Origin of the sequence: uncultured Fenollaria sp. (assembly GCF_934202865.1) — a bacterium.
Taxonomy (GTDB): Bacteria; Bacillota; Clostridia; order Tissierellales; family Peptoniphilaceae; genus Fenollaria.
In genome coordinates this window covers 20,967-37,048 of record NZ_CAKPYL010000008.1, presented here as the reverse complement: position 1 = coordinate 37,048, position 16,082 = coordinate 20,967, and the positions used below count along the sequence as shown (strand labels likewise).

At 38.0% G+C, this 16,082-nt stretch carries 10 protein-coding genes; all 10 read right to left on the bottom strand.

Annotated elements, in window-relative coordinates; genetic code table 11:
* Positions 1-256, bottom strand: a 256-nt coding sequence (locus tag Q0E71_RS01945) for an L-threonylcarbamoyladenylate synthase (protein ID WP_294795471.1), incomplete at its 3' end; no start/stop codon positions are given.
* A gap of 244 nt (positions 257-500) precedes the next feature.
* The gene (locus tag Q0E71_RS01940) at positions 501-6,779 is read right to left on the bottom strand and encodes a S8 family serine peptidase (protein ID WP_294795473.1); all 6,279 of its coding nucleotides are present in this window, start codon (positions 6,777-6,779) and stop codon (positions 501-503) included.
* Between the two features lie 211 nt (positions 6,780-6,990).
* Positions 6,991-7,491: a DUF4446 family protein gene (locus Q0E71_RS01935; protein ID WP_294795469.1), complete on the bottom strand. Its 501-nt coding sequence runs from the start codon at positions 7,489-7,491 to the stop codon at positions 6,991-6,993.
* Positions 7,475-8,644 (bottom strand): aminotransferase class V-fold PLP-dependent enzyme, encoded by a 1,170-nt coding sequence (locus Q0E71_RS01930; RefSeq protein WP_294795467.1) that lies wholly within the window; start codon positions 8,642-8,644, stop codon positions 7,475-7,477. The genes Q0E71_RS01935 and Q0E71_RS01930 overlap by 17 nt, the downstream gene beginning before the upstream one ends.
* Before the next feature lie 106 nt (positions 8,645-8,750).
* The gene (gene ppk1 / locus Q0E71_RS01925; protein WP_294795465.1) at positions 8,751-10,877 is read right to left on the bottom strand and encodes a polyphosphate kinase 1; all 2,127 of its coding nucleotides are present in this window, start codon (positions 10,875-10,877) and stop codon (positions 8,751-8,753) included.
* A gap of 4 nt (positions 10,878-10,881) precedes the next feature.
* Entirely contained in the window at positions 10,882-11,766 is an 885-nt protein-coding gene (locus tag Q0E71_RS01920) for a phosphatase (RefSeq protein WP_294795463.1), read from the bottom strand.
* A gap of 114 nt (positions 11,767-11,880) precedes the next feature.
* Positions 11,881-12,768 carry a YitT family protein gene (locus Q0E71_RS01915; protein ID WP_082244029.1) on the bottom strand — a complete coding sequence of 296 codons (888 nt, stop codon included), beginning with the start codon at positions 12,766-12,768 and terminating at the stop codon, positions 11,881-11,883.
* A 144-nt stretch (positions 12,769-12,912) separates the two neighbouring features.
* Positions 12,913-14,490 carry an ABC transporter permease gene (locus Q0E71_RS01910; RefSeq protein ID WP_294795459.1) on the bottom strand — a complete coding sequence of 526 codons (1,578 nt, stop codon included), beginning with the start codon at positions 14,488-14,490 and terminating at the stop codon, positions 12,913-12,915.
* Positions 14,462-15,196: a phosphonate ABC transporter ATP-binding protein gene (gene phnC / locus Q0E71_RS01905; RefSeq protein WP_294795457.1), complete on the bottom strand. Its 735-nt coding sequence runs from the start codon at positions 15,194-15,196 to the stop codon at positions 14,462-14,464. The genes Q0E71_RS01910 and phnC overlap by 29 nt, the downstream gene beginning before the upstream one ends.
* Positions 15,193-16,074 carry a phosphate/phosphite/phosphonate ABC transporter substrate-binding protein gene (locus tag Q0E71_RS01900; protein ID WP_294795455.1) on the bottom strand — a complete coding sequence of 294 codons (882 nt, stop codon included), beginning with the start codon at positions 16,072-16,074 and terminating at the stop codon, positions 15,193-15,195. The genes phnC and Q0E71_RS01900 overlap by 4 nt, the downstream gene beginning before the upstream one ends.
* Between the last annotated feature and the right edge of the window lie 8 nt (positions 16,075-16,082).

Genomic DNA, 16,082 nt, shown 5'->3' with positions numbered 1-16,082 from the left:
CATCAAGAAGCGCATCGTATTTGCTCTCGTAGTAAGCAAGCGGCTCAATCATCTCCCTGGACGCTATATGAAGTATAAGAGGGTTATCACTTTGCCTACCCTTTGCTTCATAAATCTTTTTTACAGCCTCAGCATTTAGTCCATCCGCACCAAGACCATAAACAGTTTCAGTCGGAAAGGCAACGAGACCACCTCTTTTAATCTCTTCAGCACATAATTTTATATTCTCATCAGTAATTTTTAATACTTCAGTCATTATATCAACCTCTAAATTTAATTTTACCACAAAAGCAGTGATTTATCAATACAAAGGCGGGTTAAAATGAGATTATAATTATACAAAATATTTACAAAGCATCTAGCCTTGCTAATGGACCCCTGCGCGCCATGTACCAAGCGCGGCGGATGTATTTGGCGAGGCATGAGTCCATAGCCAAGCGCATGGCATAAAAAAGAGAGACCTTTTACAGTCTCTCTTAGTAAATAGTTTTTCTATTTAATTAATGAGTTTCAACCCATCTTATTATATTGTATAGCATTACTGCTAGCTCTTCTCTAGTAAATTCACTTTCTGGATTATACATTGTATCTGTTTGTCCATTAACTAAAGCAATCTTTGCCATAGCTACAACAGCGTCTTTACTCCAAGCAGGAACCTTATCAAGATCATTGTATGTCCACTCTTTGACTTGATCCATATTGATTCCGTGTAAAGCTAAGAACTTTTGTAAAATAACAGCAAGTTCTTGACGACTAACAAGCTTGTTAGGCTTGAATGATCCATCAGGATATCCTACGAATAAGCCATTGCCAGCAGCCCACATAACTGCTTCGTTGAACCAGTCTCCTGCTTTAACGTCAGTAAACTTAGTTTGTGTATTAATGTTCTTATCAACAGATATTCTCATCAATACTGCAGATACCATAGCTCTAGTTATAGGAAGTTCGCCTTGGAACTTGTCATTACCCATACCAGCTAATATACCACGAGATACAAGTGATCTGATTGCTGTACCAGCTGCAGTGTTTGGAATGTCATTTAATGCTACAGGAAGTAATTCTTCAGTATCAACGATACCGTAGTCTTTCTTTTCTTCCTTAGGAGTAACAATGCTTGGCTCTTCCTTCTTTTCTTCAGTCTTATCTACACTTGGTCTGTATGGTCTATATGGTCTTTCAGGTCTGTATGGTTCATCTGGCCATGATGGCTCATATGGTTCATGACCTGGGTCTGGTGTTGGGTCAGGTGTTGGATCTGGGTCTGGTGTTGGTGGAACTATGTGTTTAGGATTAGCTAGCATATCATTAATAGCTTTTGCCTTTGTATAGATATCATCTTGAGTCTTTTCATTATCAGGTTTTGCTAAATAATCTTCACCATCTTTTATTAAAGCTTCAAGATCTTTTCTGTAGTCATCTGTTAATTTATTGTCAGTATCTAATAGTTTCTTTGCATCTGCAATAGCTTTAACAAGTGGACTTAATAAAACTCTTCCATCTTCAATTGTATATGTTACCTTTGCAGTAGCTACCTTATCTTCATCAGTAATAGTAACTTTTTGCATCTTAGGCTCTGCTACATATCCAGTTGGCTCTTTATCAACGTATAGAGTGTATTCACCTAGTGCTAAGTTTATAAACTCAGCCTTATCTGTGTAATAGTAATGGTCTTTATCCTTAGTATCTTCTAGATAATATTTAGGTCTGCTAGCACTTGAATCAAGTCCTTCTTCATTTATTACTAGCTTGTAATCAGTTGTATAGTTTGGTTTATTTGTTCTTCTAAGAGCAAGTTCTATATAGTTGTAGCTTTCTGTAAATGCAACTTCATCAGGATTTCCTTGAGTTCTGTCTCCACCGTTTCCTTTTTCTGTAAAGAAAATATAATCCCAACCGTCTTTTAGATTTACAGTCATTTTGTAGATGCCATTAGGAATTAGTTCATAGTAAACTTTTCCAATCGGTACACTTATTTCATACGTTTTACCGTCTTCAACATTGACTAATGTCAATCGAATATCTTCTCCGTAGTCGGCAGTTTCAGCACCGCCAATGCCGAATTCTACAACAGGATTCTTTCTTGCTGATTCTTCACCTATGTGGAACCAACGAACATTTAATGTTTGATCTAGTCCTGTGTCTTCATATACTTCAATAGTATATTCTTCTCTTTCTGGTCTAAATCCATCTTGAACCCAAGTTCTAAGATAATATGTTCCTTGAGGTAAGTTTGTCCAATCTTCAACTAGTTCATCTCTTGAGTTGTAAAGTTCATATTTAACACTTGGTTTATCAACATTTTTCTTTGTAAAGAATTCTGTTGTTACTTTCAATCTGCCTTTTTTGTTTTCTTGTGGGAATATATACATTTCGCCAACGTTCTTATTAAATGTCTCTTGGTTATAAATAGTATCAAGAACAAGAATTGGATTTTCTAAACCATACTTGCTCATATCAAATTTTGATACAACTTCGTAAGTTCCTGAAACATTAACATTGATTTCAATTCTCATTTCTTCGTATCCAGATTTTGAAGATAAATTATATCCTTCCACTTCAGTAATATTAAGCTTATCACCTGACTCTGTTTCAAATACATCGAAATACTTATTAAAATTCTTAAGAACTTTGTATTTTATTTCATTGCCATTGTCATCTGTTATAGGTTGTCCATTTTCATCAGTTGCAGTATTCTCACTTATATCATTTCCAAATACTTCATCAAAGGTTACTGAATCTGCACCAAACCAATAAGAAATAAATTCTCCTGTCCAAATCAATCTTGTTTCGATTTCACTTGTTTCATTTTCTTTTATAACTAATGTTCTATCGCCAAAGGCCAATTTCGGTGCTTCTTTAGGATTATTTCCTTCAACAACTATTGTGTATTCACCTGCAGGAAGTTTTGTTTCATACATATCAGCCGCATAGTTAGTCTTTCTAGGAACTACATAATAGTTACCATCTTTATCAACCGCAAAGACTTTGATATCTCCCGGATAGTCTGAGCCGTTAGTAATGATTAAATCAAAGACACCATATTTGCTGTCATCTACTTTTGTAAATGTTACAGTAACTTTTTGTTCTTGATTTTGTCCAGACAATGTAAATTCTTCGTAATCTATTTCAGCTATATATGAAGCAAATAAATCTGGATAGAAAACTCTATAGTCCCCATATTCAAGATTGTTTGTTCCATTGACGTTATACCATTTTTCTCCATCATTTTCTTCAACTTTAATTTGAAGAATAGGTTCTTCCTTAGGGAATGATGTATCAGCCGGATCACTTGATTTTAGTTCAAAAATTACTTTACCATTATTCTTGATATCAGCAAGAGTTCTTTCGAAGTAGTTGCCCGCCATATCCATAGCGCCAATCCAAATCTTATCCATATTGTCATCAAGTTTAAAGTTAGCATCTAAATTATCAAATCTTGCATTAAAGATTAAGGATTTTTCATCTCCAGGCACTTCTTCATAGCTGTATTCAGTAGCAGCTCCAAGTTCAAATACATCCATCCATGCAAGACCTGATCTATCATCAGTTGCTTTAAATTTAATAGTTACTGAATTTGAATTACTGTCTTGATTAGCTTCTATCAATTCGATTTCAGGTTTTACTCTGTCTACATAAACAGTCTTTATATATTCTTGTTCACTTGACTTGTTATCTTGAGCGCTTGCAGTAATCTTAACTTTATAATTGCCATCCGGAACTTGTCCGCCGTTTTTGTCTTCGCCTCTCCAAGTCCATACAGGGTCTTCAGTGTATTTTTGGTCGTAGTAATTCTTCTTTATAATACTTCTATATGGTTCTGCTATAGTCTTAACAACTTCTCCAGCTTCATTGATAAATTCAAATTTTAAGTTATCTGCATTTCTTAAAAATACTCCGTGGAAACTCATTTCGTCTTTATCCGAGTCTCCGTTAGGGCTTATTGCAAATTCACCTAGGTATTTATCTGACCAAGCTTGGTAGCCTTGAATCATTCTTCCGCCATCATGCCATTTTGAGTAGAAGTGTGTGAAATTCCATTGATCAATGTATTTTCCAGGGAAATCATTATAATCAGTTCCTTGGTACCAGAATGGTATGTTATTTACCCAATTTTTGCCTGAAGGTGTCTCTTCAAAAACTATATCGTCAGCAAATACATCAATGATAGGAAGTTTTTCCCAATCGCCATAGAATGCTAAGTATGGTACTGACAAATCAGCAAATTCTTTTGCTCCTTCTGCATTTGCCTTGCTTTCAAAGAAGATGAATCCATCTATAAAGAAACCATTAGCTTGATCTTGTTTAGCCTTTTCTAATTTTCCAGTAAGGTTAATTGTACCTGTGAAATTAGCTTCGCTATTAGCATTTACTGTAATTTCAGCAAAATCTTCTTCTCCAAGTTTTGCTGGCTCAAATGTAATTTTGCCGTCTTTAACTTGGTCAGTTTGAGCAATACCATGAACTTTATAAGTAGCTGGTTTATCCGAATAGTTCTTTAATTTTAAATTAAAATCTAATTTTTCATTTTTTATTGAACCGAATTCAACAACTGCTTTGCCGTTACTCATCTTGCTGCTAGCATCTGTTAGTGTAACAAGATATGGGTTAACTGCAGCTTCTAGGTTCATAAGACCCGCACCTTGAACTCTTGGTGAGTTATAGAAACCATTTACGTTTTCATAAAGAATAGGTGTCGCTGTTGCCATCATTAAATTCTTGATGAATTGATGCTTTTCTGCACCTTCGATTTTAAATCTCTTTTCTTGTAAAAATTGATTTACTAGTGCGATACCACCGGCAACATGAGGTGTTGCCATGGATGTACCTGTCATGCTTTCGTATTTACCGTCATTAACTGTTGAGTAAATTTCTCCGCCGGGAGCAGTTATCTCTGGTTTTAGTCTTAGGCTTGGGTTTGGACCCCAGCTTGTTGATTCGTTCATCTTGTATTGACCAGGATTTGCCATCTCGTGCTTTTCAGTATTGATTTTTATCATAGGTATTTTTCCAGCCGCTTTTGCATCTGCAATGCTTTTTTGGATTAACTTATAGTTTCTATATGTTACAGAATATCCTGGAATTAAACCTTTAGTTTGAGTTTGCATAATTATAAAGTAATCTGGTTTATCAGCTTCGTTGTTTCCTAGTAAGAATGCCGCAGCTCCATTCTTCTGAGCTAACGCTATTTTAGCAGAGAAATTAGCAGAATAACTATTGTCGTTTGCATCTGCCGGATCCTTTCCTCTTGATGCTAGTACGATATTGCCACTAACATTTTTATCATCATATTCAGATTGTTTGTTTCCATATCCCACATCAATTATTTCATACTCTTTATTTGATTCGAAATTAGAAAAATCTGCATCTGCAATAGTATCCATAGCTTTTGCTACAACTTCTACTTTTGTGTCATTGTTATCTATAAATATAACAGAAGCATCTGTTACCATGCTGTTATTGTTATAGTTAGCAACTGTAAATGCGCTTTCCGCTACACCTGGTGTACCCATAACTCCCCAGTCAGGATTTGTTGCACGTGGGTTGTCGTTGCCCCATGTTGTGTAGAAATCGTTACCACCTGCAATAGCTACGATTGAACCGGCTTTTTTTGCATTTTGAAGCGCAAGGTCCATACCGAGGTCTATGCCTTGTTCAGAACCGGACATTGAGCCCAAACTCATGTTCATAGAGTCAGCACCAAGTATGATACTTTCTTCAATAGCTTCGATGTAGGCTGAAGTATTTGTTGTTGCAACGTCTTGTCCGAAAACTCTCATAACTAAGATTTGTGCTTCCGGTGCAATACCTCTGATTTTTAAACCGCTGTTTGCCTTTGCTTCTTCTTCATCGGCATTCGCACCGACCGTACCTGATACGTGCATACCGTGCATGCCTGTGTCTACGTTTGTATCCTTAAGGTTCATATTGTGGTCCATAAAGTTATAACCATATGGGAATTTGGCGTTTAGATATTGTCCTTTTAATAAATGTTCACTGATTAAATTATTTATAGTTTCTTCATCATATCTGGCTTTATCAGGATTTGTAAGTCTCATAGCTGGGTGAGTGATATCTGCACCGGAGTCAATAACAGCTACTACTCTGCCTTCTCCCTTGTATCCAAGGTCCCAAGCTTCAGGAGCGTTAACCATCTTACTCGAGTTATACATGTTAATTTTTTCATCTGGACGATTGTATTTGTAATCTACAAATATTTGCTTAACTTCAGGAATATTTTCTCTTACCATTAAAGCTTCTTCTGTAGTCATCTTCATTGTGAAACCGCTGAATACAATGTTAAATTCTCTGTCGTCGCTGTCATCGTATTCTTCTCTAGCGCTTCCATTAAATATTGAAGATAAAGTTTCCATCAAGCCGCCTTTTTGTTTGCCTAGTAAGTCTTTAATCTTGTCCTTTACTTCTAAATTGTAATTAAGATTGCCTAAAGCGCTGCTTATTGCATCATTAAAGCCAGCATTCATAAGGTATTCATTACCTTTTTGTGCAATCTCACTTGCATTTAAAGCTTCATGTGCTTCGTTTAACTTTTCAGCTACCTTAGAGCTTTCATCTGTAACGAAGATAAAACTTCTTTCTTCTTCTTTGTCAGTAATCTCATCGAGAGCCTTGACGTCGGTAGCATTTTCTAGCTCAGCTGGTCTGCTATAACGTGCTACCCCCCCCATCTCACTAGCTTGTGCATTTAATGTAGCAACCGGTGTAAAAAGACCTATTGTCATTAAAAATGTTAGCACTAAAGCTGTGATTCTTTTGTTCATACTTTTCAAAATATACCCCTCCTTGTATATAATAATTTTGATATTTGATTATATTATACTATATATAGATATGTTTTTCAATTACAATTATTAATTATGAAGAAAATATCTTTTTTTATCAGGCTTTAATAAAGCATATCAATACATTTCGTGCACAAAAAATAGACTTGCCTAAACAAGTCTACTATAAATACATATTTACATACACATATTACATACCGCGTATTGCTTTTTCTACTGCGCTTTGCTCTTCTTCTGAAAGAGGCGCCTGGCTCTCTCCGTTTTTAATCATTTTGCCATAGCTAACGCTTTGCTCTCTTCCGTGTATAACTGAAAGCAAAACGCCGTTATTGAATTTATCCAAAAGGCAGATCGAGAAGCTTAGCTCTGAAGCGCTGTCTTGAAATGCGTTGTACTTAACGTAGCCGAGCTTTTGTACGCAAAAACTTAAATTTGTCTCAAGCCTATTGAACCTGTCTTCATTAAGTATCATGTCTCTATGGATGTCTTTGATGTCCTTACCAAAGGTAGCTAAGAGCTTTTCAACGCTGATGCCGTCCATGCCTTGTGTGAAAGCGTCAAGTCTTTCTTTAAGCTTCTTCTGCTTCATCATCTGCATGACGATTAGGACTATGGCTGCGATTGAGATGACAGCCAAGCCCATAATTATGATAAATGCATTGTCAATTATGAATTTATTGATATTTTCCATCGTCCGCCTCTTTTTTAATCTTTTTTAATGTATCAATAGCGTAGATGATTTCGTCTTCTTTATTAAAGTAAGAAAAACTAAATCTTACTGCACCTTTTTTTATCGTGCCAATGGTCTCGTGCGCAAGTGGCGCGCAATGAAGACCTGGACGCGTTTGTATGTCGTATTCATCGTCAAGGACATAGCTTAGTATGGATGAGTCGATGCCATCCATGTTCATTGAAACGACTGGCGTCTTTCTCGTCTCATCAAGTAGTCCGTATATTTCAACTCCGTCAATGGTCTTAAGCCCATCAATAAAGGTCTTTGTTAAAGCTTCTTCGTGCTTCCTGATATTGTCAATACCTTCATCTAGAATAAATTCAACGCCTGCTCCTAAGGCTATGATGCCATGGCCGTTTGGTGTACCCGGCTCTAATTTGTCTGGCATATCCATTGGCTGATAGACTTCATTTGATCTAGAGCCTGTTCCGCCCTCAAATGTGTGCATTACTAGCTCTGGCTCTCTTGTATATAAAACGCCAGTGCCTTGTGGGCCGAATAAGGATTTGTGGCCAGCCGTTGCTAGCATGTCTATATCAAGCTTCTTTAGGTCTATGTCTACGATACCTGCTGATTGAGCTGCGTCTATAAGTATGATTATATCTTTATTAATGGCTTTAACCGCTTTTGAAATTTCATCTATGTCCTCAACTGTTCCTAATAGGTTTGATGAGTGCGTCATGACAAGCATCCTAGTATTGTCCTTGATAGCTGAGACTATCTTATCTTTGCCTAGCTCTCCAGTTTTTTCTGCTTGAACAACTGTTAGCTCTATGACACCCATTTCCTTAAGTGTAAATAGTGGTCTTAGAACTGAATTGTGCTCCATAGATGTTGTGATTACATGATCTCCCTTCTTAAGCGTGCCCTTGATAGCTGTGTTTAGCGCGTATGTCGTGTTCATGTGAAAGCTTAGATTAAGTGGATTGTCTATGTTAAATAGCTTGGCTAGGCTTAGTCTCGTCTTCATAATCTCTTCCATGGCTCTAAGAGCTAGCTTGTGACCGCTCCTTCCGGGATTGGCACCATATTCTCTAAATGCTTCATCAAATTTTTTATATACGCTCTCTGGCTTTGGGAATGTTGTTGATGCGTTGTCAAAATAATGCATATAATCACCTCTTTTCTAATTATATCACAGCTGAAATCATTTTTCAATCACTATGAGTTTGGCAAAATAAAAGAGCCTCTCATATGAAAGGCTCAAATAATAAATATTACTTTGTAAATATCTTTTTAATCTTAGTAAAGAAGTTTTCTTTAGGCGCTTCGTCCGATTTAGCTCTCTCAAGCTCTTCGTAAAACTTTTCTCTCTTTTCATTTGCTTTATGCATGAAATAATCTTGAGCGATAAGCGCTTCGCTTTGTACCTCTGGCTTGATATAATCACCCGAGTTAACAAGTATCCTTCTTTTAATATTGTCCTTAAGCTGTATATCTAAGTAGCTTACAAGCCTTGCTCTTGCCTCTTCGTCATAGACTGGACAGGCTATCTCGACTCTCTTCTCTGTGTTTCTAGTCATAAGGTCTGCGCTTGAAATATATATCCTCATATCGTTTCCTTTGCCAAATTGGTAGACCCTCGGATGCTCTAAGAAGCGTCCGACTATTGACGAGACGTGAACGTTTTCAGTAAAGCCCGTTACATTAGGTACTATGCAGCATATGCCGCGTATAATCAAGTCGACTGTGACAGAATTTTGTGAGGCTTCGGAAAATTTTTCCAAAAACTCGTAATCGGTTAATGAGTTCATCTTGCATCTAATGTAGCCGTCCTTGCCCTTAGCTATCTCCTTATCCATCTCCTTAAGTAGTCTCGCCTTAAGTGTCGATGGCGATTGAAGTAGGTGTAGGTACTTGCCATTGAGCTTAGCAAGCGACATGTTCTTGAAGAAGTCGTTTGCATCGAGACCTATCTCTTCATTAGCCGTCATTAATGAAAAGTCAGTGTAAATCTTCGATGTGTTTTCATTGTAGTTACCGGTACCTATTTGCGTGATGTGCTTGATATTCTCTCTATCGTCCTTGTATGTGATTAGGCAAAGCTTTGAGTGCGTCTTGTACTCTTCAAAGCCGTACATTATATTGCAGCCCGCCTTAAACAATTCTTCTGAATAATTGATGTTGTTCACTTCGTCAAAACGCGCCTTAAGCTCCATAAGCGCAGTGACTTCTATGCCATTGTCACAGGCTTTCTTTAGGTATTCGACAAGCTTCGAGTGCTTGGCAAGCCTATATATAGTTATCTTTATGGATATGGTCTTGTCGCTCTCAGCCGCTTCCTTAATCAAGTCAAGGAAAGTGTCGATATCGTCATAAGGATAGCTTAGTAAAAGATCCTTCTCTTCGATGCGTCTCATGATAGAGCCGCGCTCTAAGGAATATTTTTTAAATGGGCTAAAGTCCTCGTAAGAAACTTTTTTGATGACGGAGCTTGGAATGATGTCCTCAAGACCATAAACATACTTCATATTGATGGGGCTCTTTGTCACGAGTATCATCTCATCCGTAATAGCTAGCTCTTCTTTGAGAAAATCAGTGATGCTCTTTGACTTTGTGTTTGAAATTTCAAGGCGAAGGACCTCTTGACGCGTCCTCTTCTTGATGACTTTCTTCATAAAGTCTTTGTAGTCGGCAATCTCTTCTTCGATATCGGTATTTGTCTCGAAATCAAAATTTCTTGTGACCGCAACTAGTGATTGCTCCTTGATTGTATAGCCTGGGAACATGGTTGGAACGTAGTGCTCAATCACTTTTTCGACTCTGATGTAATTAAATTCATCGCCTGGAAGTGATAAGTAGCGCTCGAATATATCTGAGATGGCTACAAGTCCATGGGCAATATTGCCGTCAGCGTCCCACATCTCAGTAACTATATATAGCTTTTTATTCTCTAAGAATGGAAGTGGATGCGCTGCGTCAACTATTTGCGCGGAGATTAGTGGCTCAATCTTGCTAAGGTAAAAGTTTTTGACATAGCTTAGCTCCTCTTCGTTTAAGGACTTCATGTTCTTATTGTGCATATTGTACTTCTCTAGCTCTTTGATGACGTCCTTGTAGACCTTGTCCCTCATCTCGTAGTAGTATGGCATAGTCTTGTAGATAGCATCGAGCTGCTCCTTAGCTGTCATGCCAGACTTTTTGTCGATGAACTCTTTTTTGGACTTCATCATATCAAAAAGGGATCCAACTCTAACCATGAAAAATTCATCCAAGTTCGATGTGAATATCGATATGAACTTGAATCTCTCAAGTGGCGGCACGCTCTCGTCGCTCGCCTCTTCAAGCACCCTTTGATTAAATTTTAGCCAGCTCAACTCGCGGTTTTGCATGAACTCTTCCATTGCTTCACTCCTTAATTATCTTATCCTTTAAATAACCTTCACGCACGCCAAGTTTTGAGACGTTGACCTTTTCTATGCCGAGGTACTTTAAGAGTCTATATAGCATGATGGCCCCTGGCACTATGCTGTGAAGTCTTTCAGGCACAACCATAACAGTCGTGCGAATAATTTTTTTGTTCTTATCTATCATCTCATAGATATAATTTTTTACATCGTCAATAGTATATTCTTTATCGTCGTCATTATCGAGCTCTTCGAAGATATTGCCAAGTGCTCTCGCCGTTCCTCCTGAAGCGACCAGCTTTGTGCATTTGTATGTGGAAACATTTTCAGCCAGCATCTTGTCTATGACGTTTATCATCTCATCGTATTCTCTAACGCTAGGTATAGTGTTTTCAACGTAGTCACGGAATAAGGATAAGGATCCTGCCTTTAAAAATGCCTTGTCCTTGATCTCTTTATTCTTTAGATAGCAAAGCTCTGTCGAGCCCCCTCCTATGTCTATGGTGTAGTAATCATCGAAGTCGTATGCCATCTTCATGCCTTCAGCTCCATAGAAAGCCTCATCGTCTTCTGATATCAAATCAATGTTTAGATCAAGCTCTTTCTTAACTTTCTTCACTATATCCTTGCCATTGTCCACGTTACGAAGCGAGGCCGAGGCAAAGACATATATCTCGTCAATCGGTAGGTAATCAAGCAGCATCTTTTGCGCGGATAAGACCTTCATCAGCTTTTTGATGCCTTTGTCGCTAAGCTTGCCGTCCTCGACTAGCCCAGCAAGACCTGCCATGTACTTCTTCGAGAAGACTTCCTTTTGTATATTGTCCTTGTTATAAACGTTTAGGCGTATCGAGTTACTGCCTATATCAATTAGTGCGTATTTCATTTTTTCTCCTTATAATAATCATTCTAATACTTCTTTGTTAAGAAATTGTAAAGTATGTAATATTTTTTCTGAAAAAACAAAAAGCTCTCCTAAGTGGAAAGCTTTTCTCATATATCAGTCTTTTAAATTTTTAAAACCATAACCCAAGACTTCTGATGCGTTCGAAACTGAAATGAAAGTCTTTTGATCAAGATCTCTCAAGAAGTTCTTAAGCTTTAAAAAGTCTTTTCTGTCAAGAAGAACCATGATGATGTCGCGTGGCTCTTTAGTGTACATGCCATAAGCTTTGTAAATGGTTGCGCCTCTGTCAAGCTCTTTGATGATGAATTCTTCGATAGGTTTAGTATCTTCAGCAATGATCTTGACCTCTTTATTCATATTCATGCCCTCGATAACGAAGTCTATAAGGAAACCGTTAACGATAACACCGAATAATGAGTAAATACCGATCCTTGCGCCAAAGGCATTACCAGCAAGTAGCGTGATTACTACGTCTGAAATAAGTACGCCCTTACCTAGGTCGATGCCGATAAACTTATTAAGTATCTTCGCGATGATGTCAGTACCACCAGTTGACGCGCCTTGATTAAATACTATCGCCATACCAAGTGCTGTTACAAAAACACCGAAGAATAGCTCAACAAAGGTATCTCCTGTCAATGGTTGGAAGTTTGGCATTAGCTTTTCTAATAAATCGAAGAAGCCTGATGTAAGTAGCGATGCAATGATGGTTTTAACACCAAATTGCGAGCCGATAGTTAAAAACGCTAGTATAAATAGTCCTATGTTGATAATATACATCCAGTTACCTACACCAATCTCTAAGTAGTGATTAAGAACTACAGCAAGACCATTCGCTCCACCAACAGATAGATGAGCTGGGTTGAAAAAGAAAAACATCCCTGCTGCTACGATGAAGGTACCAAATAAAATTAATATGTACTCTCTGACCATCTTTGTGATCTCTTCTTTTGTTAATTTCTTTTTAATAAATTTTGCCAATAAGATTACCCCCTTCATTAACATCCATACAATTATACCACAAGATAAAAAGCTTAGTCAATAGCAAGATAAGCGAAAAAGTAAATATTTTTTGCGTGCACTGCCATTCACAATAATAAAAAAAGTGAGCGAGTGCCCACTTAATTATAATAATTTTTTTCTAATTGTTGATGATAGATAATCAAAGAATATAATCATGAGCGAGCTGACTAAGAGTAAGGAGCCAACTCGATTCCAGTTACGCCATGCGATGTTCATCGATAGTAGCGTACCGATACCGCCTGCGCCGATAAGGCCGAGCACTGATGAGTTTCTGATGTTTGACTCGAGCCTATATAGGACGAATCCCAAAAAGCTTCTGTATGTCTTTGGATAAATCATTTTTGTATACATGGTGAAGGGGCTTAGTCCAAGCGCCTGCATAGACATGATGCTGTCAGCTGGGATATCCTCGATGTATTCGAAGTAAAGTTTACTAAGCATGCCCGATGTATATACTGTAAGTGCTAGTGCACCTGCGAATGGTCCCGGTCCCAGTCCTCTGAAAAAGATTATGGCTGAGATGATAGGCGGGAAGGTCCTGATTACATTGATAAGCACTTTGAATAGAACTGAAACTTTTTTCGAAGGGGCGATGTTCACCGCAGTAAATGGCGTGAAGATAAATGATACTATGGCTCCCATAAGTGAAGCGAAGATGGCGATAAAAGCTGACTCAATGGCCGCCGGCACTGCTCTCGATAGATAAGCAAAATCCGGATCAAATATCTTTCCTATGATGACGCCGCCTTGCTTAAGGCCAAGAAGGAAGCGCTCGTATGTGATATTGATAGAAAATTTGATTACAAGGAAGAGTGCGACTAAGAAAAGTATGAAGAATATCTTCTTAAGTATTTTGCTCCTCTTGTATGAGCCTAGGTCATTTACTTTGATTGGGCTCTTGATATCGACCTCTCTAAGCTTTTGACTCACTAAGTCTATAAGGAAAATTAATATAAGTAGCATAAAGATGATTGACGAGACTCTATCGTAGTTCATGTGATTTAGTTCAAGCCACAGTCTTTGTCCTATGCCGCCTGCGCCAACTAGTCCAAGTATCGACGCGCTTCTAATGTTACTTTCCAAACATAATAAAAATGTCGATACAATAAATTTTCTCATCTTAGTTAAAATTATCTTGTAATAGATTTTGCCCTTTCCAATGCCGAGTGACTTGTAAAAATCAAAATCGTCCTTGTCCATGGCCTCTATGTATTCTTTTATTAGTTTTGTTGACATGAAAAATGAAATGATGCTAAGTGCCAATAGTCCTGAAAAGCGTCCAGCTGAGAAAAAGCTCACAAGTAACGCCGCCCATATAAGTGATGGAAGCGTTCTAAATACTGAAAATACTGCGCTTAGTACTTTTGAGACTATTTGCGAAGGGCTTGTGTTGTATGGAAGGAAGAATGTTATGAGACATGCCAAGAAGACTCCGAAGGCCGATGATACAAAGGCCATAAGAAATGTTTCGAAGACTAGGTCCATAACCGAGGCGATGTAAGCAAAATCAAGTGTAAACATCCTCCTCACTAGGTCAAACATATCTGGCAGGCCACGCAAAAAAGAGCTTAAGGAAAATTCTGATCCTAAGCCTGAAGCTATAAGCAAGGCAAAAAATGCCGTTACTAATAAAATTTTCTTTCTTCTCTTTTTAGATAAATAAGTCTTTAACTCCGTCATAATCTAGTTCATCCGCACTCCTGTCGAAATATACTCTGTGGTCCTTGATTGCAATCACACGCTTTGCGTACTCAAGCGATAAATCAAGATCATGCATGCTAATGATGATGGTCTTATTGTAATCAGTATTAAGCATCTTGAAAATGTCCATGATGGACCTCTTTGTCTCTATATCGAGTGAGGATATAGGCTCGTCCGCGAGGATTAGGTCCGACTTTTGAAATAGCGAGCGAGCTATGGCTACTCTTTGCTTTTGTCCGCCTGATAGGTCTTTGGCAAGGGCATAAGTCTTTTCTTTTAGCCCAACCATCTCGATGGCTTTGAGCGCATCACTATACTCATCGTCAGTGAACTTCGATAGCATCGCCTCAAAGAACTTTTTCTCGCCAAGACGCGCTAGTAAAACATTATCAAGAACTGAAATATTCTCAATGATGCTTGTGTCTTGAAAGATGAAGGCTATCTTTCGCCTAAGCCTTCTTAAATCTTTCGCGCCAAGGCTATGAACGTCCTCGCCCTTGTATAAAACGCTTCCCTTGCTAAGAGGGTTAAGTGCGTTTATTGCCTTTAGTATAGTTGACTTGCCTGCACCTGATGGGCCTATAAGCGCGACAAAGTCTCCTTCGTTTAAATCGAAAGAGACGTCTTTTATCGCATCAATATTTTTTTCGTACTGTACTGATATATCTTTTACTTCTAATATCATTTCTCTAAATCAACGTTCATAATCTTTGCTGTGTCGATAACGTTTTGGAAGTCATCGTTTGACGCTTCGACAAAGCCTGTTAAGTTGAATATCTTTTCGCAGGCTTCTTTTCCTTCACCGCTTGATAAATCATTTTGGAAGACTTCTTTTATTTTTTTCTTCATGTCATCTGAAAGGTCCTTGCTTGCTGCTACGCATACATATGGGATCTTCTCAGTGTATTCAAGTACTTCTAGTCCTTCAAGACCATCGAAGTCCTTCATAAGCTTCTTTTCAGCGCCTTCATATGTCGCGCAGACATCAACGTCGCCATTTAAAAGCATTTGAACAGCCTTATCATGACCACCAGCGAACATATATTCAATATCTTTTTCAAGATCAAGTCCACCCTTAACAAGCATAGCGCCTGGATAGATATAGCCTGAAGCGCTCTCTGGGTCAACGAAAGCAACTTTCTTACCTTTAAGTGCTTCGTAGCCGTCCTTTTCATACGCCTCTTTGATGCCAGAATCTTTTCTTACTAATAATTCACTTCTATAATAATTTTTGCCGTCCTTGTTAAGTGCTGACAAAAGTACTTCTGCTCCGCCGTTCTTATTTGCAAGTACATAGGCAAATGGTGGGATGATTGCAAAATCAACTTTGCCTGAGCCAAGCGCCTCTACTACGCCAACATAGTTTGTTGATGTGAACATAGAAACTTTTTTGCCAAGCTTGTCTGTAAGTATATTTGTTAATGGTTCTGTTAAGTCTTCTAGCTTATCTTGGTCAACTAAAGGTACGAAGCCTAGTTGAAGCTCATCCTTTTCCTTTGGCTTACATGCAACTAAGCCCATAAGCATAGATAAAATAAGTAGTGTTAAAATAAATTTTTTCATAATGTCCT